This window comes from Faecalibacterium sp. AM43-5AT, from assembly GCF_003603345.1.
Classification (GTDB): domain Bacteria; phylum Bacillota; class Clostridia; order Oscillospirales; family Ruminococcaceae; genus Faecalibacterium; species Faecalibacterium taiwanense.
In genome coordinates this window covers 79,007-102,142 of the sequence record NZ_QVGZ01000009.1, presented here as the reverse complement: position 1 = coordinate 102,142, position 23,136 = coordinate 79,007, and the positions used below count along the sequence as shown (strand labels likewise).

Genomic DNA, 23,136 nt, shown 5'->3' with positions numbered 1-23,136 from the left:
ATAATTTAAGGGCCGCTGCACATCATTCCCTGCAGCGGCCCCTTCTGTTCTGTGCTATTTTTATTCATCCTCCGCATGTCCCGTTTTCATCTTTCGTCTGCTCCTGTTCCTCTCTCGTCTGCTTCTGTTCCTCTCTTGCCGCCCGCATCAGCCCGGCAAACAAAAAACCCACATTGACCCCCAGAATAAAACCCACGATGCCTGCCGCCAATACCATTGCGCCGCCCTCCTTCTTTTACCACATTTTACCATATATCATTCGTCGGATGCAATCGCAGCCTGTCGCAGAAGGCAAGATCACTGCCCAGCGTGAAAGCTTTTTTTGCGCCGGAGCGTTGCAAGACTCTGCCGCATCTGCTATACTTTTGACAGTACTTATACAAAAGAGGTGCTCTTTATGTCTGTTATGGATACTCTTGTCAGCCGCCGCACCTACCGCCGCTTTGCACAGAAAGCTGTTCCGCAGGATGTGGTGGATGATATCGTCGAGGCCGTCCGCCTGTCCTCCTGCGGAGCCAACCGTCAGGCTGTGCGTCTGGTGGTGGTGAACAAGCCCGAGGAGGTGGCAAAGGTGCAGCCGCTGGTCAAGTGGGCTGCCTATCTGCCGCCGGAGCAGGGCACACCCAAAGCCGACGAGCTGCCCACCCTGTATGTGGCCGTGGTGCAGGATACCTCCATCCCCGGCGACCTTGCCACCGATACCGGCATTGCCCTTGCCAACATGACCCTTGCCGCATGGGACAAAGGCGTGGGCAGCTGCATCATGGGCGCGATCAACAAGCCCGCCCTCACCGAACTGCTGGGCATTGAAGAACCGCAGAAGCTGGCATTCATGGTGGCGTTCGGCTACCCGGCCCACAAGGCTCACATTGTGCCGCTGACGGCTGAGACCGGCGTAAAGTATTATCTGGACGAGAACCGGGATTACTGCGTGCCAAAGCGGAGCAAAGAAGAGATCGCAAAATATCTATAATTTGTATATATACATTTTGTCGACGCATTTTTTGTATAATTGTTTTCAATTCGGTTTCAATTGATGAGATTTTTTGCACAAGTATTGACTTTTCAATTTGTACAATCTATACTAAATTCGTTCGCCAGATGTTCGATGAATCGCATCGTTCCGGCGTACCGCAAAAACATACAGTACATTTGAGGAGTGTTTGAATATGAAAAAGATCTCTCGTCGCAGCTTTCTGGCAGCTGCCGGTCTGTCCGTTGCCGCTCTGGCTCTGACTGCCTGCGGTGGTTCTTCCGCAAGCACTGCTTCCTCCGTGGCAAGCTCTGCTGCTTCTTCTGAAGCTGCTTCCACCAGCGCTGCCGCTGGCGAGCTGACCACCGTTGAGGCTGGCAAGCTGACCATGGCTACCAACGCAACCTTCCCTCCGTATGAGATGACCACCGATGCAGGCGAGTTCGAGGGCATCGACATCGAGGCTGCTCAGGCCATCGCTGACAAGCTGGGTCTGGAGCTGCAGATCGATGACATGGACTTTGATGCCGCTCTGCTGAGCGTGCAGCAGGGCAAGGCCGACATCGTTATGGCCGGCGTTACCGTTACCGACGAGCGCAAGGCCGTGATGGACTTCTCCGACAGCTACGCTACCGGCATCCAGTCCGTCATCGTTCCCGAGGGCTCCGACATTGCTTCCCCGGATGATCTGGCAGGCAAGAAGATCGGCACCCAGCGCGGCACCACTGGCTACATCTACTGCACCGATGATTTCGGCGAGGACGCTGTGGTGGCTTACGACAGCGGTCTGACCGCTGTGCAGGCCCTGAACAATGGTCAGGTGGACGCCGTAGTCATCGACAACGCTCCCGCCAAGGAGTATGTGGCTGCCAACCCCGGCCTGAAGGTGCTGGAGACCAGCTACGCCGAGGAGGATTACGCCATCGGCATGGCAAAGAGCTCTCCGCTGGAGGACGCCATCAACTCCGCTCTGGAAGAGCTGAAGGCTGACGGCACCCTGCAGGCCATCGTGGACAAGTACATCACCGCTGAATAATCAGCTGGCTGATAACGGAACCACGGGGAGGCAGCCCCAACTGGGGCACCTCCCCTTTTTTGGAAAAATAAGGTTACAAAATTCTAACAAAACAGGAAAGTGAGGATGCGAATGGCTGCACAGTACGAACTGCTCAAAGAGCTGCTCAACAGCGGCACTACGCTCAGCTTCGGGCAGAATTTCTTCTTCAAGTTTTATCAGGCGTTCATCCTGAAAGACCGCTGGCTCCAGTACATCAACGGCGTAGGCACCACCCTGCTGGTCACTGCCATTGCGCTGGCACTGGGCATCGTGCTGGGCAGCGTGGTGGCACTGGTGCGTGTGGCGCACGACCAGCAGCGCCCCGGCCGCAGGAACCCGGTGCTGGGCTTCTTCAATGCGGTGTGTCAGGTATACACCACCATCATCCGCGGCACGCCCATGATGGTGCAGCTGCTCATCATGAGCATGGTCATCTTTGCCAACAGCCGCAACTTTACCATGGTGGGTGCGCTGGCACTGGGCATCAACTCCGGTGCCTATGTGTCCGAGATCATCCGCGGCGGTCTGATGGCCATTGACCCCGGCCAGATGGAGGCCGGACGCAGCCTCGGCCTGAACTACATGACCACCATGGTGGTCATCATCATCCCGCAGGCCATCCGTGCGGTGCTGCCCGCACTGGGCAACGAGTTCATTATCCTGCTGAAGGATACTTCCCTGATCACGGTCATCGGCGGCAAGGAGCTGCTGTACGCCGCACAGGGCATCATGAACCGCACCTACGAGGCCATGTTCCCGCTGCTGGGCGATGCGCTGATCTACCTTGTGCTGGTCATGCTGTTCACCCGTCTGCTGGCAAAGTTTGAGAGGAGGCTTGCTCAAAGTGACCGATAAGATTCTGGAAGTCCGCGGCCTGACAAAGACCTACGGCGGCGAAAAGAAGCCGGGCGCAAAGCAGCCCACCCCCACTCTGGACGTGCTGAAGGGCATCGATATTGATATTTACCGCGGCGATGTGGTCTGCCTGATCGGCCCTTCCGGCTGCGGCAAATCCACCTTTCTGCGCTGCCTGAACCGTTTGGAGATTCCCTCCTCCGGCAGCATCAAATTTGAGGGCACCGAGGTGGACGAGGCCCACATTGATGCTGTGCGCCAGAAGATGGGCATGGTGTTCCAGCACTTCAACCTCTTCCCCCACCTGACCGTGAAGAAGAACCTTGAGCTGGCCCCCACCCTGCTCAAGCTCAAGGATAAGCAGGCCATTTCCGACAAGGCCGACGAGCTGCTGGCCCGCGTGGGCCTGTCCGACAAGGCCGATGCCTACCCCAAGAGCCTTTCCGGCGGTCAGCAGCAGCGTATTGCCATTGCCCGTGCCCTTGCCATGGACCCGGACGTGATCCTGTTCGACGAGCCCACCAGCGCCCTCGACCCCGAAATGGTGGGCGAGGTTCTGGAACTGATGAAGGAGCTTGCCCACACCGGCATCACCATGCTGGTGGTCACCCACGAAATGGGCTTCGCCCGTGAGGTGTCCAACCGCGTCATCTTCATCGATGACGGCAAGATCCAGGAGGACGAGCCGCCGCAGGAACTGTTCACGAACCCGAAGCATCCCAGACTGAAAGCATTCCTTTCCAAGATGCTGTAATGTAAGAAATGAAAAAAAGAAGGGGCTGTTGCACATGCGACAGCCCCTTCTTTTGTACGAATAGGCGTAAGAATCAAGCGGTATCAACGCCTAAAACAAAAGCATGCGCAACAAATTTTCGATGGATTTGTGATGCACGTGCCCTTTTGAATTGTTTGATTATACAATTGATTTTGAAAATATCTGCTGCACTTTCGGCTAAAACGATGTGCAACAGTCCCTTTGCTTGTATGTTATTCTTTACTGCGAAACACAAAAAATTTGCTAAAAATATAGTTCAACGCCATAACAATAAACTGTACCACAAATTTGGAAATTCTGTCATACCAGTGTAAAATATTTACCAGCAATGTCATGCAGGCCATTTCGATAAGAAGAGTAGAAACTCTCGCATTGAAAAATTTTAGCATTTCGCGCAATTTATCAGTGCTTTTACTTTCAAAAACGAACTTTCGGTTTGTGATATAAGCAAAAGAAACTGCGCAGATCCATGAGAACGTATTGGCAGCCATCAGTTGAAATAGGTCTTGCGGATCCAGAAAAACTGTAGTGAAAAAATAGTAACTTACCAGACTCACTACCGTAGTCAGACCACCTATGATCACATAGTTGATCAATTCCTTATAACGAAAATAAAGCTGCTTTATTGTTTGTATCATACGCAGCGCCCGGAATTGATTTCTTTTTCCACAATATAGATCGGACGGTTTTTCAGCTCTGCGAATGCAACGGAAAAATATTCACCCATAATTCCGACCAGCAAAAAGAGAACAGCAAATAAAACATTGAATGCCGCAAGAATCACCTTATACTCGCGGAAGCCGCACAGTGCACTTATAGCAAAAAGCACAGCAGCAAGAAAACTTACAGCACCGGCATAGAGGCCGAGTTTCAGTGGAAAATCAGAAAAACCGACTATGGTGCTGATTGCAAAATTCATCAGTTTTTTCAGCGTATAGTGGCTGGCCCCGCCAGCTCTTTCCGCAGCAGTGTATTCCAGCGTTGTTTTCCGGAAGCCAACGCTTTGTACATATCCACGCAGAAAACGAGTCTTTTCACGGTAATTTGTACGCAGAACATCTGCCACACGGCTACTGATGGCAAAGAAATCCGATGCATTTTCCTCCAGCTTTACTTGATCAGATAAGGCGTTGATCACCCGGTAGAATGCTCTGGATGTAAAGTTTTTGATGGCACCTGCCGATTTGTTGGAGGTTCGGACCATGCTGATAACCTCATAGCCTTCCTCAAATTTCGCCATGATGGGGGCGATGCATTCCAGAGGGTGCTGCAGGTCGGCATCCATGCAAATGATCACATCCCCCGCAGCATGATCGATGCCTGCAATCATGGCAGCCTCGTGGCCAAAATTTCGCGAAAAACTGATTACACGGACATTCTTGTTCTGTTGCGCAATCACTTCCAGAATATTCATACTGGCATCGGTACTACCATCATTTACAAAAATTAGTTCATTTTCCCCCCATATTTCAAATCTTGCTCTATGTTGCAAAAGGCATTATAGAATTTTTCCAGAACGGCTTCTTCGTTATAAACTGAAATGACCAAAGATAATTTTTTCATTTGACCTTCCTGCTTTTTTACCGCGTTTACTGCTCATCCGCAAATTTGACAACGATTTTCCCATTGATACACCGGATCGAGCCCTGTTCCGGGTAGCAAGGCATAGATGCCACCTCTGCATTGCCCTCAAACTCTGCGGCATCTCCTAATTCCGGCGCAAAACCACACCAAAGCTCCATGGTTTCCTTCCATGCGTAATCATTGAAAATAAGTTCCCCTTTATATGTGGGCAGATCCAAATCATCGAAATACTCGCTGACTCCAACAAAATTTTTATCGTGCTTGTCATACTCCTCGATATAAACAACCTGCGCATCTTCAGTATAACCTTCAACACTTTCAATTCGTGTGATCAAAGTTGTGTAATAACTGATCATTTGTGTCTGCATCACGTCTGCTTTTAGGTAGAGGATATTGCTGTAACGAATATTTAGAGTCACAAGTACTCCTAATAGGGCAACAGCGGCTTTACATAGGGCACCTTCTACTTTTGTTCTATCTTCGGGATATTTATCAATAAGCCATACAACCAAAGCAAAGGCAAACGCCTGTCCAAAAGTCATTACGGCATGAACATCCCAAGGCTCTACCATCAGGTATACAAAGCATGCTGCAATAGGATATGCGATTAGGATCAATAGGGTTTGAGATCCTTTTGGAGTCTTAAGAATATACATTTTCCGGAGCACAAATATGGCAATGATCGCAGTAACAACAATCAACAAAGTATAGATATATCTTGCGCTGAAGTCTTCCACAGCAGTGCTTGGATAAAAGAAAGATCCATAGCCGCACAACATCCGATAAATATAATTGCTCAGATTTGTTCTTCCAAAATGATTGATACCTTTGTAATCCGTCAAAACAACGCCAAACTGATTCAGAAAAAATTGATTGACTAGAAAATATTCCGCAATAAACCCAATGCACACAGTTGCATTACACAGAGCCATTTTCCAAAACGCTTTCCAGCTCATATCAGACTGCCGGACATCTTCCATCATATAAAGCAACAATGTACAGATGCAAACCGGGATATTTGCCTGATACACACCAACAGAACAAGCCATCAAAACCGTGCAGAGTAATAGAGCGACAAAATTCTTTTTCTGGTGAAAAATCCATGCTCCAACCACTCCCAGTAGGGACGCAGCGTAATAGTATGGTGCAGTAAACATGTAACTGAATGTTCCCGTCACTGACGGAAATGTCACCATACTTCCGCACAGCAGAATAACAAGAGGCTTTGACTGGATCCTCAAACTATCCGCCAGCAGATATACGATTGCTGCAATGCACAAAATCGTAATCGTACCATTTACCACTGGCAGGCTGTAGTTTTTACTACCCAGCAAATTTGCACTCAGACTTCCAAGAATGCCCAGCATCCACCGTCCAGATTCGTAAGTAGCGCCCACATCGTTGAAATACCGTGCATCATCATGGAATGAGTATTTGTTGAACAGAACCATGCCATGCGCCAACAATCCCCAAAAAGTAGCACTGCACAGTACTGTTTTTAACAGGCTCTCATTTACCTTTAGCTTTTCCACAATTTTTTCCATGTATTTCTCCCAAACAAGGCATCATTCCCGAATTTAGCCAAAACCATACAGTTGTATTATACAATGTCAGCCTATCTCCTGCAACTATTTCTGCAAAAAAACGTGCTCTGTGGTTTCTATTATCCACAGAGCACAGTTCTCATCACTCTATTTTATTGCAGCTTTTACAGCGCATTATTCGTACCATCTGTTCCCTGCTCACTGGTATAAAGCACCATCAGATGGTTGGCGCTTTCTTCCAGCTGGGTCTTGGCCTGACGCAGGGCGGCTTCCTCGTTTTCATTCATTTTTTCGGGCTTATCCTTGCGCAGGCAGCGGCGGAGGTTGGCGAGGTCCGTTTTGATGCGGTTCTTCTCGTCCTTGTCCAGCTCCTTTTTGCATTTGGAAAGAGCCTCGTCCACCTTGTAGGCCAGCACCTCGGCCTGATTGTGCAGGTCCAGCCGCTCCTTGCGGCGGCTGTCCTCGGCCTCGTAGGCGGCAGCGTCTGCCATGGCGCGTTGGATCTCATTTTCCGAAAGGTTGGTGCTGCCGGTGATGGTGATGTTCTGCTCCCGGCCGGTGCCAAGGTCCTTGGCAGACACCTTCACCACGCCGTTCACGTCGATATCGAAGGTAACTTCGATCTGCGGTTTGGAGGAGAAGCTTGCCCGGATGCCGGTGAGCTTGAATTTGCCCAGACTCTTGTTGTCGCGGGCAAAGTGGCGCTCGCCCTGCAGCACGTTGATCTCCACACTGGTCTGCATGGGCCGTGCGGTGGTGAAGATCTGGCTCTTGCGGGTGGGGATCATGCTGTTGCGGGTGATCAGCGGGGTGGCCACGCCGCCCAGCGTCTCAATGGAGAGGGTCAGCGGGGTCACATCCATCAGCACAAGGCCCTGCGCCGCTGCGCCGGTGGCACCGGCCAGCTTGCCGCCGCCCTGCAGCAGACCGCCCTGCACAGCCGCACCCATGGCAACACACTCGTCCGGGTTCAGGCTGTGGCTGGGTTCGCAGCCCAGCAGCTCCTTCACCTGACGCTCCACCGCAGGCATCCGGGTGCTGCCGCCCACCAGCAGCACCTTTCCCAGCTGGCTGGCAGAAATGCCTGCATCCCGCAGCGCATTCTGCACGGGAGCCACTGTGCGGGCCAGCAGGTCGCCGGTCATCATCTCGAACTGCGGGCGGGAAAGCGAGATATCCAAGTGGTGAGGGCCGTCCTTGCCCACTGCGATAAAGGGCAGGTTCAGCTGTGCCGACGGTGCGGCAGAAAGCTCCTTCTTTGCCTTTTCGGCTTCCTCTTTCAGCCGGCCCATAGCTGCCGGGTCGCGGGAGAGGTCGATGCGATCCGACTTTTTGAACTCGGCCACGGCATATTCCACGATGCGCTGATCGAAGTCGTCACCGCCCAGATGGGTGTCGCCGCCGGTGGCAAGCACCGTAAAGGTCCCGTCCTCGATCTCGATGATGGACACATCAAAGGTGCCGCCGCCGAGGTCGTAGACGAGGATCTTCTGCGCCGCTTCGTTATCCAAACCATAGGCCACAGCGGCAGCAGTAGGCTCGTTGATGATGCGCAGCACGTTCAGGCCTGCAATGCGGCCTGCATCCTGCGTAGCCTTGCGCTGGCTGTCGTCGAAGTAGGCGGGCACCGTGATGACCGCTTCGGTCACCGGCTCGCCCAGATAGCTCTCGGCATCGCGGCGGATCTTGGCCAAGATCATGGCGCTGATCTCCTGCGGAGTCATGTCCTTGCCGTCGATGTGCACCCGGTAGTCACTGCCCATATGGCGTTTGATGCTGGAGATGGTGCGCCCGGAATTTGTGGCGATCTGGCGCTTGGCCGCACCGCCCACCAGACGTTCACCGTCCTTCGTGAAGGCCACAACGCTGGGGGTGGTGCGCTCACCCTCCGCATTGGTGATGACCACGGGCTTGCCGCCCTCCACCACTGCCACACAGGAATTGGTCGTGCCGAGATCGATGCCGATTACTTTGCTCATACTGTCTGTTTCCTCTCCGGTGCTGTGCATCTTGGGCGCAGCTCTTCAAATCATTTCCGAGTATATCTTACCGTCCCGATATGACGATTTTTTAGTCCAATTGTAAAGATTCCATGTCGTAAGCTGTGGCTCGGGCAGGCAGTTCACTGGTCAGTTCCCGGATGAGCTGGTCGGCTTCGGCCAGCCACTGCTCTGCGTCCGGCTCGTGCTCACGGGCCTTGATGGAAAAGCCCTGCCTTGCTTCTGCGGCCAGTGCCAGCGCCTTTTTGCGGCTGGTGTAGCGCGTTTCGGTCTGGGCCACACGCAGGCACACCTGCGGAGTGTACTCGATATCCGGCATATGGGCTGCGTTGGCGCGGGCACGGCGGTAATACAAAAGTGCCCGGCCATTGTCGCCCCGGGCAGCGCAGTCATCGCCCAGTGCAATGTTGGATAAGATCTCGCCGCTGTCTGCTGCTTCCTTCCACATGCGGCGGGCCTCGGCACGGTTCGTGCGGGTGCCGCGGCCCTTATAAATACAGTCTGCCAGCAGGGCAAGTCCCATGGTGCTGCCAAGCTCGGCTGCTTTTTCAAAGCATTCCACAGCCTGCGCCCAGTTGCCCTTGCGGGCGGCTTCCTTTCCGGCATCCGCTTTCTCATCACCGGGGTCTTCCGGCGTATGGCCCGCGTGCAGCAAACCGTTGAGCAGAGCGCCGTCCAGCGTAGCCGAGTGGCTCCACGGGTCCAGCACCACGCCGTCGATCCCCTCAGTGGAAAGGGCCAGCTCCATGGCATCCTGCAGGGTGTAATCCGCCATTGGCCGGGCAGAAGTGCTGCGGTCGGCGCAGGCCGCAGCTGCAGAGGTGAACATAGGCAGCCATGTGCGGCCCTTCTCGTTGCGCAGGGTCCACAGCTGCAGGTCCTTCGCCTTTGCCGTGGGCACCGGATGCTCCGTCCACGGTGCAGGCGTGTTGTGCACCGTCAGTGCCGTGCGCAGCGGCACCAGAACATGGGTCTCCATTTCCAGTGCATAGTTCAAAGCGCCCATCAGCGTCCAGAAGCTTTCTTCGTTCTGGCCTTTATATAAATTTTCCACTGCCTGCTCAAAGGCCGGGCAACCGGTGCCCGCCGGGCTGTAGGCCGGAGCGTTCTGCCGATGCTTGCGGGTGCCCACCGGGCGCAGCCGGATGCCGCCGTCTTGTCTTTTTGCCATCTGCTCACCATTCTTCCAGTTTCTAGTCAGTTTTTAGTATAGCAGGAAATGGCTTTGGGTACAACGCCTATCTGTATGTATCCATTTTTCCCTACTCAAAAAAGCGGGGTGCCAGATCAGCTTCTTCTGGCACCCCGTTAAAAATACATTTTTCCTGAAACGCCTTATTCCGCGTCCAGATCTTTTTCGGTCTCAGCAGCAATATAGATTGGTCTATGCTTTGTTTCAAGATATGTTTTGGCAAGGTACTCGCCCGCAATTCCCGTACACAGCAGCTGCACACCACTGCACAAAAGGATAATGCAGACAAGGCTCGGCCAGCCGGAAGTAGGGTCGCCGAACATCAGTGCACGCACCACCACGATCATGATGCCTACAAACGCCAATACGCAAAAGGCAAGGCCAAGGCCCGCCGCCATCAGCAGCGGAGCTGTGGAAAAGCCCACAATGCCTTCGATCGAATATTTGAGCAGACCCCAGAAGTTCCACTTTGTTGTGCCCGCCACACGCTCTACGTTTTTGTAGTCGATCCACTTTGTTTTAAAGCCGACCCAGCTGAAAATGCCCTTGCTGAAGCGGTTATATTCCGCCATACTCAGCACGGCATCAGTCATTTTGCGGCTCATCAGGCGGAAGTCTCTTGCTCCATCCACGATCTCTGTATCCGAGAGCTTATTGATGATCTGATAAAACTTTTTGGCAAACCAGCTGCGAACGGGCGGTTCACCCTCGCGTGTCGTGCGGCGGGTGGCCGCGCAGTCATATTCGCCGGAGAGCAGCAGCTCCAGCATTTCCGGCAGCAGCGAGGGCGGGTCCTGCAGATCCGCATCCATCGTTGCTACATAATCGCCCTTTGCCGCTTTTAATCCGGCATAAATGCCTGCTTCCTTGCCAAAGTTCCGGCTGAAGGAGATGTACCGCACACGGGCATCTTTCCGGTGCAATTCCCGCGCGATCTGCAGCGTGCGGTCTTTTGAGCCGTCATCCACAAAGATGAACTCAAAATCTGCTCCGTGGGATATTCCCATCTGCTGTGCGATCTTGCTGGCCTCTTTATAAAAAATAGGAAGTGATTCTTCCTCATTGTAGCACGGAACGACCAAACTTATCAGCATTCCTGTTTCCCCTTTTGTGCAATATTTAAAATCATTGTAGCATACCCCCACCCTGGTTTCAACCGTTTTCGGCATTTTGCCCGGCGGTTTTCAGCACACTTTTGCAATAAAAACATTTTCTATGGCTTTTTAGGTTTTTGTACGCTATAATAAGTAGGATTTCATAAACCTTATAATGCAAGAAAGCAAGAAAGAAGGAGTATCGCCTTGAACAAGATGCTAGGCTATCTGAAGGACTACAAGCGCGAGAGCGTGCTTGCGCCCCTTTTCAAGATGCTGGAAGCCACGTTCGACCTGTTCGTGCCGCTGGTCATGGCGGATATCGTGAACATCGGCATTGCCGCCCACGACTTCCACTATATTCTTGTGCGGTGCGGCATTTTGCTGCTGCTGGCCATGATCGGCCTTGCCTGCAGCCTGACGGCACAGTATTTTTCCGCAAAGGCGGCCGTGGGCTATTCCACAGCTCTGCGCCACGCCCTGTTTGAGCACATCCAGACCCTGAGCTTTACCGAGATGGACACCCTCGGCACCAGCACCCTGATCACCCGTATGACCAGCGACGTGAATCAGGTGCAGAGCGGCCTGAACCTGTTTTTACGCCTGTTCCTGCGCAGCCCGTTCGTGGTGATCGGTGCCATGGTCATGGCCTTTACGGTGAATGCCCGTGCAGCGCTGATCTTTGTAGTGACCATCCCGCTGCTGAGCGTGGTGGTGTTCGGCATCATGGCTGCTACCCGGCCCCTGTACAAGACGGTACAGAATCGCCTTGACCGGGTGCTGGGCCTGACCCGTGAAAACCTGACCGGCGTGCGCGTGGTGCGCGCTTTTGATAAGGAAAAGAGCGAGGTAGAGCGCTTTGAGAATGCCAACGATCTGCTGACCAAGATGCAGCTCCATGTAGGCCATATCTCTGCCCTGATGAACCCGCTGACCTATGTGCTCATCAACATTGCCATTGTGGCACTGCTCTATGTGGGCAGCATTGAGATCAATGTGGGTGGCATGGCTTCCGGCGACGTGATCGCGCTGGTGAACTACATGAACCAGATCCTTGTGGAGCTGGTCAAGCTGGCAAACCTGATCGTGCAGGTGAGCAAGGCGCTGGCCTGCGCAGGCCGCGTGCAGGCTGTGCTGGACACCACGCCTGGCATGGCCTTCCCGGAAAAGCTTCTGGGCGAGGTGCCCGCCGAAAAATCCGGTGATGCCGTGCGCTTTGAGCATGTAAGCCTGACCTATGCGGGTGCCGGTGCACCCAGTCTTTCCGACATCAGCTTCACTGCAAAGCGCGGCCAGACCATTGGTGTCATCGGCGGTACCGGCAGCGGCAAATCCAGCCTTGTCAACCTGATCCCCCGCTTCTACGATGCCACCGAAGGCACGGTGGAGATCATGGGCCGCGATGCCCGGAACTATCCCCGCGAAGAACTGCGCGGCAAGGCAGCCATGGTCATGCAGAAGGCCCAGCTCTTTGGCGGCACCATCCGCTCCAACCTGCTGTGGGGCAACAAGAATGCCACCGATGCGGACCTGTGGGCCGCACTGGAGACCGCACAGGCTGCGGAGTTCGTCAAAGCCAAGCCCCTTGGGCTGGACGAGCCTGTGGAGCAGGGCGGTCGCAACCTGTCCGGCGGACAGAAGCAGCGCCTGACCATCGCCCGCGCCCTTGTGGGCAAGCCGGAAATTCTGATCCTTGACGACAGCGCCAGCGCACTGGACTATGCCACCGATGCCGCCCTGCGCAAGGCACTGGCTGCTCTGCCCGGCAGCCTGACCGTGTTCATCGTGAGCCAGCGCGCTGCCAGCCTGCAGCACGCAGATCAAATTCTGGTGCTGGACGACGGCCATCTGGTGGGCATCGGCACCCACAACCAGCTGCGCCAGACCTGCCCCGTCTACGAGGAGATCTACGAGAGCCAGTTCAAGAAAGGGGATGCGCAGAAATGAGTGCAAAAGCAAAAACAAAGCTGACCCCGCAGCAGCGCAAGGCCACCCTGACCCGTGTTCTGGGCAAGATCAAACCTTATTCCCTGTTTGTGGTGTGCAGCCTGATCGTTGCTGCCGTGAGCGTGGGTGCACAGCTGTATATCCCCATCCTCTGCGGCAGCGCCATTGATATGATGCTGGGCAAGGGTGCCGTAGATTTTGTCGGTGTGATGCGCATTATCATCGAGGTGCTGGTGGTTGCCGGTGTAGCCGCTCTTGCGCAGTGGCTGCTGAGCGTGTGCAACAACCGCATCACCTTCCTTGTCAGCCGCGACCTGCGCAACGAAGCCCTGCGCAAAATTCAGACTCTGCCGCTGTCCTACCTCGACAGCCACCCCTCCGGCGATATCGTCAGCCGCATGGTGGCCGATGTGGACACCTTTGCGGACGGCCTGCTGATGGGCTTTACACAGCTGTTCAGCGGCGTGCTGACCATCCTCGGCACCCTGCTGTTCATGCTCAGCGAGAATGTGCCCATCACGCTGGTGGTGGTGTGCATCACCCCGCTGAGCCTCGTGGTGGCAAGCTTCCTTGCCAAGCGCAGCTATGGTTACTTCCAGAGCCAGAGCGCCGTGCGCGGCGAGCAGACCGCGCTGGTCAACGAGATGATCGAGGGCCAGAAGGTGGTGCAGGCCTTCGGCCACGAGGCCGAGAGCCTTACCGCCTTTGACGAGGTGAATGGCCGTCTGCAGGACGTGAGCCTGAAGGCCATCTTCTTTTCCAGCCTGACCAACCCCGCCACCCGCTTTGTGAATAACATCGTGTACGCAGGCGTGGGCCTTGTGGGTGCCGTGTACGCGGTGCGGGGCGGCATCACCATCGGTCAGCTGAGCGTGTTTTTGAGCTACGCCAACCAGTACACCAAGCCCTTCAACGAAATCTCCGGCGTGGTGACGGAGCTGCAGAATGCTCTGGCCTGCGCCGCCCGCGTGTTCGAACTGCTGGATGCCGACGATCAGGTGCCGGAAGTCGAGAACGCCTCCGTGCTGCAGCCGGACGGCCATGTGCAGCTGGAGGATGTTTCCTTCCGCTACCTGCCCGACCGCCCGCTGATCGAGGGCCTTTCCCTCGACGTAAAGCCCGGCCAGCGCATTGCCATCGTCGGCCCTACCGGCTGCGGCAAGACCACCCTCATCAACCTGCTCATGCGTTTCTATGATGTGAACGGCGGTTCCATCAAGGTGTCCGGCACCGACATCCGGGATGTGACCCGCGCTTCCCTGCGCGGCAGCTACGGCATGGTGCTGCAGGATACATGGCTGCGGGCCGGTACCGTGCGGGAAAACATTGCCTACGGCAAGCCGGATGCAAGCCTTGAAGAGATCGTGGCAGCAGCCAAAGCCGCCCATGCAGACAGCTTCATTCGCCGCCTGCCGGAGGGCTACGATACCGTCATCGCCGAGGACGGCGGCAACATCAGTCAGGGCCAGAAGCAGCTGCTGTGCATTGCCCGCGTGATGCTCTGCCTGCCGCCGATGCTGATCCTGGACGAAGCAACATCCTCCATTGATACCCGCACCGAGGTGCGTATCCAGAAAGCTTTTGCCCGCATGATGCAGGGCCGTACCAGCTTTATTGTGGCGCACCGCCTTTCCACCATCCGCGAGGCGGACGTGATCCTTGTGATGAAGGACGGCCACATTGTGGAGCAGGGCAGCCACGACGAGCTGCTTGCTGCAAACGGCTTCTACGCCAAGCTCTACAACAGCCAGTTCGAGGGCGTGGAGACCTGAGAGTTCCTGATAATAATAACAAAAAGGAGCGGTGCGCTGCATCGCTCCTTTTTGTTATTATTTGCTTTCAACTTTCTGCACGATGGGTTCAGTGGGCGGCGGAGTAAGGGTGGAATGCTCCACGATGAACTGCTCCGCCCGCTCCCGGGACAGACGCTGGCGCACCTTGCGTGCATCGTTGGCGGGGAAGGTGCGCTCGCCGTCCAGCTTGGCATCCCAGTGGGCAGCGGCTGCTTCCACCTCGGCGTCCGTGGGTGCAAGGCCCTCCTTTTCTGCCACCAGCAGAAGCCCCAGCCAGCTGCGCAGCTTGCGCTCTGCCTGCGCGTGGAGCCATGCACGGAACTCTTCCACCGTCTGGCCGCGCACTTTAAGGAACTGGTCAAAGTTGATGCCATTGGCCTGCAGGCTCAGGTTGAACTGGCGCTGCTCGGCAAAATAATTGCCGCCCACCAGCTGCTTTGGCAGCGAGCCTTTCACTGCATCGCCCAGCTGCCACACCAGCTCCTTGCGTGCCCGCTGCTCAGCCTGGGCACAGCGCTGTGCCCAGATCTCGCGGGCCACCTGCTGCCGCAGCGCCGCCTTGCCCGCTGCATCGGCTGCACGTTCTTCGTCGCCGTGGTGACGGTTGATCTCCAGTTCAATGGTCAGCTGCCGGATGGGGTGCGGCTCAATGGGCTGCACGAAACCGGTGTATGCTCCCACTTCCAGCGGCGGCAACGCGTAGAACTGTGCCCCCGCCCGGAAGCCCTCGGCCCGGTTCACCGCCAGCAATTCAAAATCCGGGTCGGTCACCGGCACCACATGGTACTCCTGTACCAGCTGCTCATACAGCGCCGAAAAGCCGCCAAGAATAGTGCGGTTCACCGCCTCGGTCAGCAGACCGTCCTCTTCCTGCGGCGCGTCCGGCCCTGCCTGCACCTGTGCAATGGCTACCGCCAGCTCCTCGGCACCGGCTGTGAATACCAGACGGCAGTCGCCCGGCTCAGCCATGCCAAAATGTTCCAGTTTCATCCTCTTTTCCCCTTTCAGCGGGCAATGCCCACGGTCAGTACCAGCAGGGCCACACCCAGCACGGCATACAGCACCTCGGCTCCCAGCGTAGCGCGGTCGCCCTCTACATACATTTTTTCCGGGTTTTCGGGGTCATAATATAAGGTGACGGTATCCCCCACTGCAAAGCTCTTGCCCCGCGCAGGCTTCGGGTAGTGCAGCCGATGGCTACCGCCTGCGGTGGTAAAGGCCAGCACATAGGCACCGCCATCCCGGCTCTGCACGGTGCCCTCCACCGTGGCCGTGACCTTCTGCCCCTGCGTGCACAGCCTGCGCCGTGCCAGCACACTGCGCAGAGCCATAAAGAACATGATGCCTGCTCCCAGCAGGAAAATAATGATATTGAACATTCTGCATTTCCCTCGTTTTCTCAGTCTGCGCGCAGGACACCCTCCCGGCGCGTCCTGTTTATTGTATCACACTTTGGCAAAAATTTCGCCCTGCAGCTGCCATTCAGAATGCATCAATTTTCAAGCAAAATTTTGTCGAGAAAATCTGAAAATAATGCTTGACATTCTTCGTATATCTGGTATAATAACTATCGTTCCGAGCAACACAGCTCACGAACAAAACAGAATATGCGGATATGGCGGAATTGGCAGACGCGTTAGATTCAGGTTCTAATCGGGGCAACTCGGTGGAGGTTCAAGTCCTCTTATCCGCACCAAACCATGAAAATCCGAACCTTTTCTCGATAGGAGAAGGGTTCGGATTTTTTGTTTTCTTCGGAAATGAAAATTCAGGCTCTTCCCTGACGGCCGTGTGTCCGAAACCTTATCAAAAGAAAGACCGTATCACGAAGGTCACAACTGTAAAGGTGCCGTAAGGTAGAAAGGACACGAGTATGAAGTACGATGAAAGAACCTGCAAATTCAACATGGACACCGGCTGCGTGGAGCTGCTGCTCCGGGATGGAAGAAAAATTTCCATCGACTGCACCGGGGTCGAGGATGCGTTGGATGTGACCATGGCGCAGAGGTCGGAGTTGGATTACCTCATCTACAATGATCCGCTGAGCTACGCGGATTTGATTCTGAATGGTAACCCGGAGGAATATTTGAAGAATGTGGTCGGAGGTCATGGATCAGAGGATTTATCGTTTAGAGATTAACTCGATATAAGGAACAAGCCCACAGGTCTGCCGTATTTTTATGCGGTCTATCCTGTGGGCTTGTTTGCTATTATCGACTCATGATTGAATTTGAAATTTCAAGCACGACCGTATCATGTTTATAGGTGGTAACAACCATCGGCAGGCCTCCAGCCTTCAAAACTTATGCAGACGTTTGATTTTCGTATCGTTTAAGCCAGAGGAAAAAGCAGATGTTTAATAAGATGCCCACTGCGGTGGAGGTGGGTGCGGACAGACCGATCATCGTCAGGCTGGCGTTGGGCTGGATACTCATAATATACGCCATGGGGAGACGCACCAGCAGAGTCTGCACCAGCCCCTGTACCATGACCCAGAGGGTTTTGTCGTTGCCATTGAAGTAACCTACCATGCTGAACAGGATGGCAGTGGCGATGGTCTCGGGCGCAAAGCCCTTGAGGTAGGCGTAGCCGTTGGCAATAACCGCGGCATCTGCCGTAAACAGACCGGAGAGAACGTCACCCTTGCACCACACCAGTGCAAATACGACGCAGCCGAACACCAGACCGATGCCAATGCCGGTGAGCATGGACTGCTCGGCGCGTTTTTTATTGCCAGCACCCACGTTCTGGGACACAAAGGATGCCATGGACTGCATCAGAGAACTGGGGATCAGCATGGCAAAATTAACGATCTTGCACGCCACACCGTAGCCGGAAGATGCCTCCAGCCCCAACCGGTTGACGAAGGCGCAGAGCGCCAGAAAGGAAAGCTGGGTCAAAAACTCCTGCAAAGCCAGCGGCAGACCGATGCCCAGAAATTTTTTGCACTGGGGGTTCGGCTTGAAATCAGAGCGATGGATTTTGAAGGGCAGCTCCTTCTTCAGCAGCATTGCGATTGCACAGATTACGCTGACGGCTTGTGCTGCTACCGTAGCAATGGCGGCACCGGCAGCATCCAGATGAAAACCAGCCACCAGCACCAGATCGCCAATAACATTCACAATGCACGCCACCAGCACAAAGATCAGCGGAGAGCGGCTGTCGCCCAGACCGCGGAAAAGAGCCGAGAGCATATTATAGGCTACAATAAAGAAGATGCCGCTGCCGCAAATGCGCACATAGCTGGCGGTCAGGTCCAGGGCTTCGGCAGGAGCCTGCATCAGACTGGAAATAAGCCGTGCAAAAAACACCAGCACCACGAACAGTGCAGCTGCCAGAAGGGTGAACACAACAGCTGCCCCGCCAATGACTTGCCCGATGTACTGCGGTCGTTTTTCGCCCAGATAGCGGGCAATGAGCACTGTGACACCCATGGCAAGCTGGGTGACAACAAAGGTGACGAGGTTGAGTACCTGACTACCGGTGGAAACCGCAGACAAGCCTGAAGTGGAGCCAAAGCGCCCCACTACCAGAAGATCTACTGCGCCGTAAGCGGCCTGCAGCACCAGCGCACCCAGAATGGGCAGCATGAAAAAGGCGAGCTTTGGCAAAATGCGGCCTTGGGTAAAATCGGTCTTATCGTTTTTCAAGAGAATCTTTCCTTTCGCACATAATAGCATAGAATTTTTCCAGCGTTTGGATGGTGCACGCTGCATCCTCCTCGGAAATGCCGTCCAGATACGGGAGCAGTTGCGAGAAGTAGTCCGTATTGTACTTCTGGGAAAGCGCTTGCCCGCTCTCGGTGAGGAACAGATAGGTCACGCGGCCATCTTCAGCGGACACCTGTTTTCTCAGATACCCTTTGTGCTCCATCTCTTTTACGGTACGGGTCACACCGGGGCGGGGCAGATTCAGCGCATCGCTGAGATCAGAGATCTTCGGCCAGATGCCACGGGTCTGCAATTTCTGAATAACATCCAGACACTGGATATAGGAGGATGTCACACCCTCCGGCAGGGCAGGCAGCATCTCCCGTGCCCGCTTTGCCAGATAGCAGGCATCCAGCAGCTGCTTGATCAGTTCGATGGTCATAATGAAATTCCTCTCCAAACGATTATCGAAGGTAATTAACATTGATAATTATATAGAACTACCCGGGAATGTCAAGTCTTTTTGAAAAATCGGAGATGTCGGCAGCTTTGAGGCATCTGCTTCCGGCATACCATTCTAGAGGGTGTTTGAGCGAATACAGTCTGAACCATGGATTAGAAGATCAAATACAAAACAAAAACAGGGTGCGTCCCTGAATAGGACGCACCCTGCCAGCGTAATTCACGATTTGATTCGTTGGCAACAACCGTGAATTGCATATCGCAAACAGGTCGTTGAGAATTGCTCTGCTTGTAAAACTTGCGATTAAAGCCACAGATAACAGCGATATGTACAACAGGGCGTTCCCCGTCGGGAACGCTCTGCTTTTCTTTGCTGGGGGCATGATGAGCCTGCTCCGCCTGCCATGCAGCAAACTCCCGCTGTCCTACCTCGCTGTTCCAGCAGGCAAGGATGGCCGGGTAGAATGCCCGTGCCAGACGGTCGATGACTTCATCGGGATAGGGGGAAGTGTTTGTGGACTTTTTCTTTTTGTTCAAACGCACGCTCCTTTGATCGTCCCACCGCAGCAAAGTCGGGCGAGAAAATCAAAGTTCCAATTTTTATCAGGCGCAAGGGCGCGGATGCTTTCCGCCCTGCACTTGCGGCTGGGGGCTCGTTGATGGCTTACAGGTGTCTGCTGTTATGCGGTCTTTTCTTCTTCAAGGGCTTCTGCAAGAGCCTTTTCCAGATAGGTTTCGATTTCAGTCAGGTAGTTAGCAGGTCTCTGCATTGCGAAGCGGAGAACCTTTTGCTTTTCCGGGTCAGTGAAATAGCTGGGATTGTTTTTGAGCGTTTTCTTCCATGAGTTTTTCATCATTTCGGTCGCACGGCTCAAGGATTTGTAAACCTTCATAAACTCGTCCGGTACATGATAGCACCGGAATTCTTCTGTTTGTGGTGTGGGCATGGGAACGGGTTCTGCTTTTTCAGGTTCAAATTCTGCACTGGCAGATTCCAACACTTCCAATGCCTCTGGATGCAGGATTTGAGCAAGGACATCTGAACGATGCTCGGCACTTACCTGCACGAGTTTGGACATTTCTTCGTTGGTAAACTTCACTTCGCCGGAAAAGACTTTCTGCTTGATGCCGGGAGAGAGGTTGTCTGCGATGTCGATGCCTCGTGTATAGTGGCTGGCGCGGAGAACGGAGGCGCGGCTGACACCGTTTTCCTCTGCGATCCGGTCACAGGTTTTCTTTCCAGAGTGGTGGTTATCACCGTGATCACCACCACTTTTCTTTGCTAAAGTGTACTGATTACCCCGAAAGATTTTTGCAGCTTTCTTTTCAGCTTCATACTGTTTCCCAAGCAGATAGCGTTTCTGTTCGGGGCTCAGGTTTCGCCGTCCCAACTGATTCCGGCAAATCCACGCAATGGTTTCTTCGCGGTTCTCAAATTGGAGCGGCGTAGTGGAAAAATAAATCTCAGGATGCTTCTGGAGAATGGCATAACGGTTGTGGCCGTCAACAAGGGTATTGTTCCAAACGATCAAAGGAGAGAGCAGCTTGCCTTCCTTGAGGATGTTTTCTTCAAGCTGCTTAAATTCATCATCGGTCAGAGGAGGAATCTGAGACTGGAACTCCGGGTCGATTTTCAGGTTGATCATACGCACACTCCTTTATCTCTCCTGCTGCGCCGGTTCTTCCTCCCGGAAAAAGGACGCAACATTCTGCTTTGCGGTTTTCAGCTTGAGCAGCTCGTTCTTGGCTTCCTTGTACTGCTCGTAGAACTGTGCCTTTTCGGATGCCAGCTGCGCATACTCGGCTTCCAGTTTCTTCGGGCTGGGCAGCTTGGTGATATCATTTGCCTTGAAATAGGCTGCTGCCGCCCGGTGCGCTGTCAGCTCTGCACGGTGCTGTTCTTCAAAGGCTGCGGGTCGTTTTGCAGCTTTTAACTGCTGTGCGACGCTCTTGGTGCTGGCGTAGGCTGCGACATGATAGCGCAGCTCTTTGTTGGCTTTCATGCGACCTTCGAGATCTTTCACCACTGCCAGCGAATCGTGGAACTTGGTATCAAGCTCTGTAATTCTCTGGTCGAGTGCGTCCTCGTTGAGCAGACCATTTTCCTGCAAGAGGATCAAGGTCTGTGCCATAGCTTTGAGGTTGTGTTTTTTCGCCCAACGCTCGTAGCCGATGCCCTTACCCTGCTTCAGCTTCGCCTGAATATCGATCAGTTTCCCGATGCGGTCAGACTTGGACTGGATAGTGCGCTTGCGTTCGGTATTGGCTTTCAGAGCGGCAAGCACAAGTTCTTTCTCGAACTTGTCACCGATGCTGCGCGCCCGGATGAACTTTGTCCTTCCAGCAGGCAGATAGCTGAGCCGTCCACGGCTTTCCTTGACGGTAATGCCGTACTGCTGCAAGAGCCTGTCCGAGAAATCTTCAAAACTCGTTGCAACATTGAGAACCTCCGAAATCTGTCTCCGCAAGACTTCTTTTGCGGTTTCAAACTTCGTTTGTGTGGGCTGCTGACCTGTTGCGAGCAGGGCAGCGTTTTCATGGTCGAGTTTCAGTTGACCTCGCTGTTTCATCCAGTATTCGCGCTCGCTCACACGAACCTTCGAGCCGTTGAGCAGGTCGATCTGGTACAGTCCAGCACCTTCGCACAGCTCCATGACCTCGACACGCAAGTGCCGCATGGTCTGGGCCGTGCTGGAGTGCTTCATACCCTCACACCAGTCGCGGGGCTTTTGCATATAGGGCTTGCGTTCCACTTCTCGCATTCGGATGCTGCCGATCACGATGTGGACATGGATGTTTCCCGAATGGTTGTGCCCATCGGGGTGAGTGCAGACGATGGCGGGATGACCGGGGAAGTTTTCTTCGCAGAATTTCAGGCCAAGTGCCTGTGCCTTTTCCATGGTCAAGCCGTTGTCGGCTGCATCTCTTGGGTCAAAGCTGATGATATACTGGTGGCTTTTAATATCACCATGCTGGGTGTTCTTGCCATACTTGCGGTTTGCCAGCAGACAGGCCGTTGCAAATGAGAAATCACCGCACTCAAGGGTGTCGAGCAGGTAGGATTCCCGCAGCTTCGGCTTGCCCTGTTCATCCAGAAGCTGCTTTCCGGTGAACTCATCGTGTTGGTAGATCAGGTACGCTTCAATGGCGGTGTAGTCCGAGTTCTTAGAGGCGATATGCTTGAGCGTTGCCATACAGTTCACCCAGAACTTTCTCGGCGTGCAGCCGAAATGCGGTCAGGTCTGCAAGTTCGTCAAGGAGTTTCGCCCGGATCTGTTCGGTGTCTGCACCGCCGGAATTGAAGTGCCTTGCAAGCTGGTTCAGGTTGCCGCCCACCTTGCTGCACTGAGCAAGCAGGGTGGAAACAGCGGTCAGGGTTTCTTCACCGCCGCCGGCAACGATGACCGTTTTCTCGATTTTGACGTTGTGAATGGCTCGGCGGATAAAAGTGGAGAGGGAGAGATTCAGGAGTTTGCAAGTGAGTTCCAGTGACGCTTTTTCCTCCGCTGTCACACGGAACTTGATGATGTGCGTTTTGTTGTTCGGCGTGTCGGGGCGCTGGGAATTGCTAGGGGTCAGTTGAACATTCGTTTTGGTCATTGTACCTCCTGTCTGTTCGATAACTCCTCGGTGAAGTTATGTAAGCACGACACGCCGTTCCATTCGTGCCGCAAGGCACGAATGATGAGCAGGGTTTGGGGCAGGCACGCCCCAACAAGATCACTTGGAAAACTCGCAAGAGTTCGAGAAGTGAAGTCCCGGATGGACAGGAAATTTTCAAGAATTGAAAATTTGTGGCCACGGGACGGTTCTTGCCCTCTACCGCTGCGCTCAAAACGCATTTTCAACAAATGTTTCCGAATTGTTAAGGCGCAAAAAATAAGTAGAGGTGGTGCTGCTCATGTAAGGGGGATCACCGTTTGCTCCGAACGCAGTTCCTGCCCCTGTTTTGCAGCGGCGTTGACGAAAAGTCGGTATCACGTCCGGTCGGCTTATGAAATTTTCAAGGTACAACTCCCGTAAAGAAAAATACCACCCTGCAAGACAGGCGAAAAATTTTGTCGGGTGAATCGGCGGCAAAATGAATCGGGTGTGTTGCGGAGCGGTAAAATCTTCATAGGAAATAGACCCTCAACGTGTGGTCATTTACAACTAACGCAGTGGGATTTGCGATAGAGGGTATCATAGATTGCAAGTTGCGTCAAGATGG

22 protein-coding genes and 1 tRNA gene are annotated in these 23,136 nt (G+C 54.1%); 8 read left to right on the top strand and 15 right to left on the bottom strand.

What is annotated here, in order from left to right; translation table 11 throughout:
* Positions 1-64: 64 nt before the first annotated feature.
* Complete coding sequence (locus DW937_RS14935; RefSeq protein ID WP_158576386.1) at positions 65-217, bottom strand: hypothetical protein; 153 nt, start codon at positions 215-217, stop codon at positions 65-67.
* A 180-nt stretch (positions 218-397) separates the two neighbouring features.
* Between DW937_RS14935 and DW937_RS11135 the strand changes: the two genes are divergently transcribed.
* From DW937_RS11135 to DW937_RS11120, 4 genes are all read left to right on the top strand, one after another.
* The gene (locus DW937_RS11135) at positions 398-973 is read left to right on the top strand and encodes a nitroreductase family protein (RefSeq protein ID WP_097776676.1); all 576 of its coding nucleotides are present in this window, start codon (positions 398-400) and stop codon (positions 971-973) included.
* A gap of 196 nt (positions 974-1,169) precedes the next feature.
* Positions 1,170-2,009, top strand: a complete 840-nt coding sequence (locus tag DW937_RS11130) for an amino acid ABC transporter substrate-binding protein (RefSeq protein WP_097776677.1) — start codon at positions 1,170-1,172, stop codon at positions 2,007-2,009.
* A gap of 111 nt (positions 2,010-2,120) precedes the next feature.
* Entirely contained in the window at positions 2,121-2,885 is a 765-nt protein-coding gene (locus tag DW937_RS11125; protein ID WP_120120951.1) for an amino acid ABC transporter permease, read from the top strand.
* A complete protein-coding gene (locus DW937_RS11120) occupies positions 2,875-3,639 on the top strand; it encodes an amino acid ABC transporter ATP-binding protein (protein WP_097776679.1) in 765 nt (254 codons plus the stop codon). Before DW937_RS11125 ends, DW937_RS11120 begins: the two co-directional genes overlap by 11 nt.
* A gap of 233 nt (positions 3,640-3,872) precedes the next feature.
* Here DW937_RS11120 and DW937_RS11115 read toward each other — a convergent pair whose 3' ends face one another.
* The 6 genes from DW937_RS11115 to DW937_RS11090 all read right to left on the bottom strand — a co-directional run bounded on the left by DW937_RS11115 (position 3,873) and on the right by DW937_RS11090 (position 11,074).
* The gene (locus DW937_RS11115) at positions 3,873-4,298 is read right to left on the bottom strand and encodes a GtrA family protein (protein ID WP_120120950.1); all 426 of its coding nucleotides are present in this window, start codon (positions 4,296-4,298) and stop codon (positions 3,873-3,875) included.
* Positions 4,295-5,074 carry a glycosyltransferase family 2 protein gene (locus tag DW937_RS11110; RefSeq protein WP_343214662.1) on the bottom strand — a complete coding sequence of 260 codons (780 nt, stop codon included), beginning with the start codon at positions 5,072-5,074 and terminating at the stop codon, positions 4,295-4,297. Before DW937_RS11110 ends, DW937_RS11115 begins: the two co-directional genes overlap by 4 nt.
* Before the next feature lie 175 nt (positions 5,075-5,249).
* Positions 5,250-6,788, bottom strand: a complete 1,539-nt coding sequence (locus DW937_RS11105) for a glucosyltransferase domain-containing protein (protein ID WP_120120949.1) — start codon at positions 6,786-6,788, stop codon at positions 5,250-5,252.
* A gap of 164 nt (positions 6,789-6,952) precedes the next feature.
* Complete coding sequence (dnaK, locus tag DW937_RS11100; RefSeq protein WP_120120948.1) at positions 6,953-8,767, bottom strand: molecular chaperone DnaK; 1,815 nt, start codon at positions 8,765-8,767, stop codon at positions 6,953-6,955.
* 91 nt (positions 8,768-8,858) lie between these two features.
* Positions 8,859-9,959 (bottom strand): SseB family protein, encoded by a 1,101-nt coding sequence (locus DW937_RS11095; protein WP_005946528.1) that lies wholly within the window; start codon positions 9,957-9,959, stop codon positions 8,859-8,861.
* A 164-nt stretch (positions 9,960-10,123) separates the two neighbouring features.
* Positions 10,124-11,074 carry a glycosyltransferase family 2 protein gene (locus tag DW937_RS11090; protein ID WP_120120947.1) on the bottom strand — a complete coding sequence of 317 codons (951 nt, stop codon included), beginning with the start codon at positions 11,072-11,074 and terminating at the stop codon, positions 10,124-10,126.
* A gap of 207 nt (positions 11,075-11,281) precedes the next feature.
* Here DW937_RS11090 and DW937_RS11085 point away from each other — a divergent pair, with 207 nt between their 5' ends.
* Positions 11,282-13,021, top strand: a complete 1,740-nt coding sequence (locus DW937_RS11085) for an ABC transporter ATP-binding protein (protein WP_347561910.1) — start codon at positions 11,282-11,284, stop codon at positions 13,019-13,021.
* Positions 13,018-14,793 carry an ABC transporter ATP-binding protein gene (locus DW937_RS11080; protein ID WP_120120946.1) on the top strand — a complete coding sequence of 592 codons (1,776 nt, stop codon included), beginning with the start codon at positions 13,018-13,020 and terminating at the stop codon, positions 14,791-14,793. Before DW937_RS11085 ends, DW937_RS11080 begins: the two co-directional genes overlap by 4 nt.
* 57 nt (positions 14,794-14,850) lie before the next feature.
* On the opposite strand, the gene DW937_RS11075 is transcribed toward DW937_RS11080, so the two are convergent.
* Positions 14,851-15,804, bottom strand: coding sequence for an FKBP-type peptidylprolyl isomerase (locus DW937_RS11075; RefSeq protein WP_120120945.1), 954 nt, complete (start codon positions 15,802-15,804; stop codon positions 14,851-14,853).
* Positions 15,805-15,818: 14 nt separating this feature from the next.
* The gene (locus tag DW937_RS11070; protein WP_120120944.1) at positions 15,819-16,193 is read right to left on the bottom strand and encodes a DUF3592 domain-containing protein; all 375 of its coding nucleotides are present in this window, start codon (positions 16,191-16,193) and stop codon (positions 15,819-15,821) included.
* A gap of 230 nt (positions 16,194-16,423) precedes the next feature.
* On the opposite strand from DW937_RS11070, the gene DW937_RS11065 reads away from it, so the two are divergent.
* Together DW937_RS11065 and DW937_RS11060 are read left to right on the top strand one after the other, a co-directional pair.
* Positions 16,424-16,510: transfer RNA gene (locus DW937_RS11065), tRNA-Leu, on the top strand.
* 177 nt (positions 16,511-16,687) lie between these two features.
* On the top strand, positions 16,688-16,954 hold the full coding sequence (locus tag DW937_RS11060) for a DUF6061 family protein (protein ID WP_097778407.1): 267 nt from the start codon (positions 16,688-16,690) through the stop codon (positions 16,952-16,954).
* Between the two features lie 163 nt (positions 16,955-17,117).
* Here DW937_RS11060 and DW937_RS11055 read toward each other — a convergent pair whose 3' ends face one another.
* The 6 genes from DW937_RS11055 to DW937_RS11030 all read right to left on the bottom strand — a co-directional run bounded on the left by DW937_RS11055 (position 17,118) and on the right by DW937_RS11030 (position 22,526).
* Positions 17,118-18,464 carry an MATE family efflux transporter gene (locus DW937_RS11055; RefSeq protein WP_055190629.1) on the bottom strand — a complete coding sequence of 449 codons (1,347 nt, stop codon included), beginning with the start codon at positions 18,462-18,464 and terminating at the stop codon, positions 17,118-17,120.
* Complete coding sequence (locus DW937_RS11050; RefSeq protein WP_055190626.1) at positions 18,451-18,906, bottom strand: MarR family transcriptional regulator; 456 nt, start codon at positions 18,904-18,906, stop codon at positions 18,451-18,453. The genes DW937_RS11055 and DW937_RS11050 overlap by 14 nt, the downstream gene beginning before the upstream one ends.
* 173 nt (positions 18,907-19,079) lie before the next feature.
* Complete coding sequence (locus tag DW937_RS15210) at positions 19,080-19,463, bottom strand: transposase (RefSeq protein WP_242852821.1); 384 nt, start codon at positions 19,461-19,463, stop codon at positions 19,080-19,082.
* A 143-nt stretch (positions 19,464-19,606) separates the two neighbouring features.
* Positions 19,607-20,572, bottom strand: a complete 966-nt coding sequence (locus tag DW937_RS11040; protein ID WP_097781462.1) for a hypothetical protein — start codon at positions 20,570-20,572, stop codon at positions 19,607-19,609.
* A 12-nt stretch (positions 20,573-20,584) separates the two neighbouring features.
* Positions 20,585-22,120 carry a relaxase/mobilization nuclease domain-containing protein gene (locus tag DW937_RS11035; RefSeq protein WP_120120943.1) on the bottom strand — a complete coding sequence of 512 codons (1,536 nt, stop codon included), beginning with the start codon at positions 22,118-22,120 and terminating at the stop codon, positions 20,585-20,587.
* Positions 22,092-22,526, bottom strand: a complete 435-nt coding sequence (locus DW937_RS11030) for a plasmid mobilization relaxosome protein MobC (protein WP_120120942.1) — start codon at positions 22,524-22,526, stop codon at positions 22,092-22,094. Before DW937_RS11030 ends, DW937_RS11035 begins: the two co-directional genes overlap by 29 nt.
* Between the last annotated feature and the right edge of the window lie 610 nt (positions 22,527-23,136).

Excerpts from the sequence above, each read along its gene's own strand:
- DW937_RS11125 (WP_120120951.1), top strand. The coding sequence starts at position 2,121 with ATGGCTGCACAGTACGAACTGCTCAAAGAGCTGCTCAACAGCGGCACT.
- DW937_RS11090 (WP_120120947.1), bottom strand. The coding sequence starts at position 11,074 with ATGCTGATAAGTTTGGTCGTTCCGTGCTACAATGAGGAAGAATCACTT.
- DW937_RS11060 (WP_097778407.1), top strand. The coding sequence starts at position 16,688 with ATGAAGTACGATGAAAGAACCTGCAAATTCAACATGGACACCGGCTGC.
- DW937_RS11080 (WP_120120946.1), top strand. The coding sequence starts at position 13,018 with ATGAGTGCAAAAGCAAAAACAAAGCTGACCCCGCAGCAGCGCAAGGCC.
- DW937_RS11075 (WP_120120945.1), bottom strand. The coding sequence starts at position 15,804 with ATGAAACTGGAACATTTTGGCATGGCTGAGCCGGGCGACTGCCGTCTG.
- DW937_RS11040 (WP_097781462.1), bottom strand. The coding sequence starts at position 20,572 with ATGATCAACCTGAAAATCGACCCGGAGTTCCAGTCTCAGATTCCTCCT.
- DW937_RS11135 (WP_097776676.1), top strand. The coding sequence starts at position 398 with ATGTCTGTTATGGATACTCTTGTCAGCCGCCGCACCTACCGCCGCTTT.
- DW937_RS14935 (WP_158576386.1), bottom strand. The coding sequence starts at position 217 with ATGGTATTGGCGGCAGGCATCGTGGGTTTTATTCTGGGGGTCAATGTG.
- DW937_RS11030 (WP_120120942.1), bottom strand. The coding sequence starts at position 22,526 with ATGACCAAAACGAATGTTCAACTGACCCCTAGCAATTCCCAGCGCCCC.
- DW937_RS11050 (WP_055190626.1), bottom strand. The coding sequence starts at position 18,906 with ATGACCATCGAACTGATCAAGCAGCTGCTGGATGCCTGCTATCTGGCA.
- DW937_RS11105 (WP_120120949.1), bottom strand. The coding sequence starts at position 6,788 with ATGGAAAAAATTGTGGAAAAGCTAAAGGTAAATGAGAGCCTGTTAAAA.
- DW937_RS11095 (WP_005946528.1), bottom strand. The coding sequence starts at position 9,959 with ATGGCAAAAAGACAAGACGGCGGCATCCGGCTGCGCCCGGTGGGCACC.
- DW937_RS11070 (WP_120120944.1), bottom strand. The coding sequence starts at position 16,193 with ATGTTCAATATCATTATTTTCCTGCTGGGAGCAGGCATCATGTTCTTT.
- DW937_RS11115 (WP_120120950.1), bottom strand. The coding sequence starts at position 4,298 with ATGATACAAACAATAAAGCAGCTTTATTTTCGTTATAAGGAATTGATC.
- dnaK (WP_120120948.1), bottom strand. The coding sequence starts at position 8,767 with ATGAGCAAAGTAATCGGCATCGATCTCGGCACGACCAATTCCTGTGTG.
- DW937_RS11035 (WP_120120943.1), bottom strand. The coding sequence starts at position 22,120 with ATGGCAACGCTCAAGCATATCGCCTCTAAGAACTCGGACTACACCGCC.
- DW937_RS11130 (WP_097776677.1), top strand. The coding sequence starts at position 1,170 with ATGAAAAAGATCTCTCGTCGCAGCTTTCTGGCAGCTGCCGGTCTGTCC.
- DW937_RS11110 (WP_343214662.1), bottom strand. The coding sequence starts at position 5,074 with ATGAATATTCTGGAAGTGATTGCGCAACAGAACAAGAATGTCCGTGTA.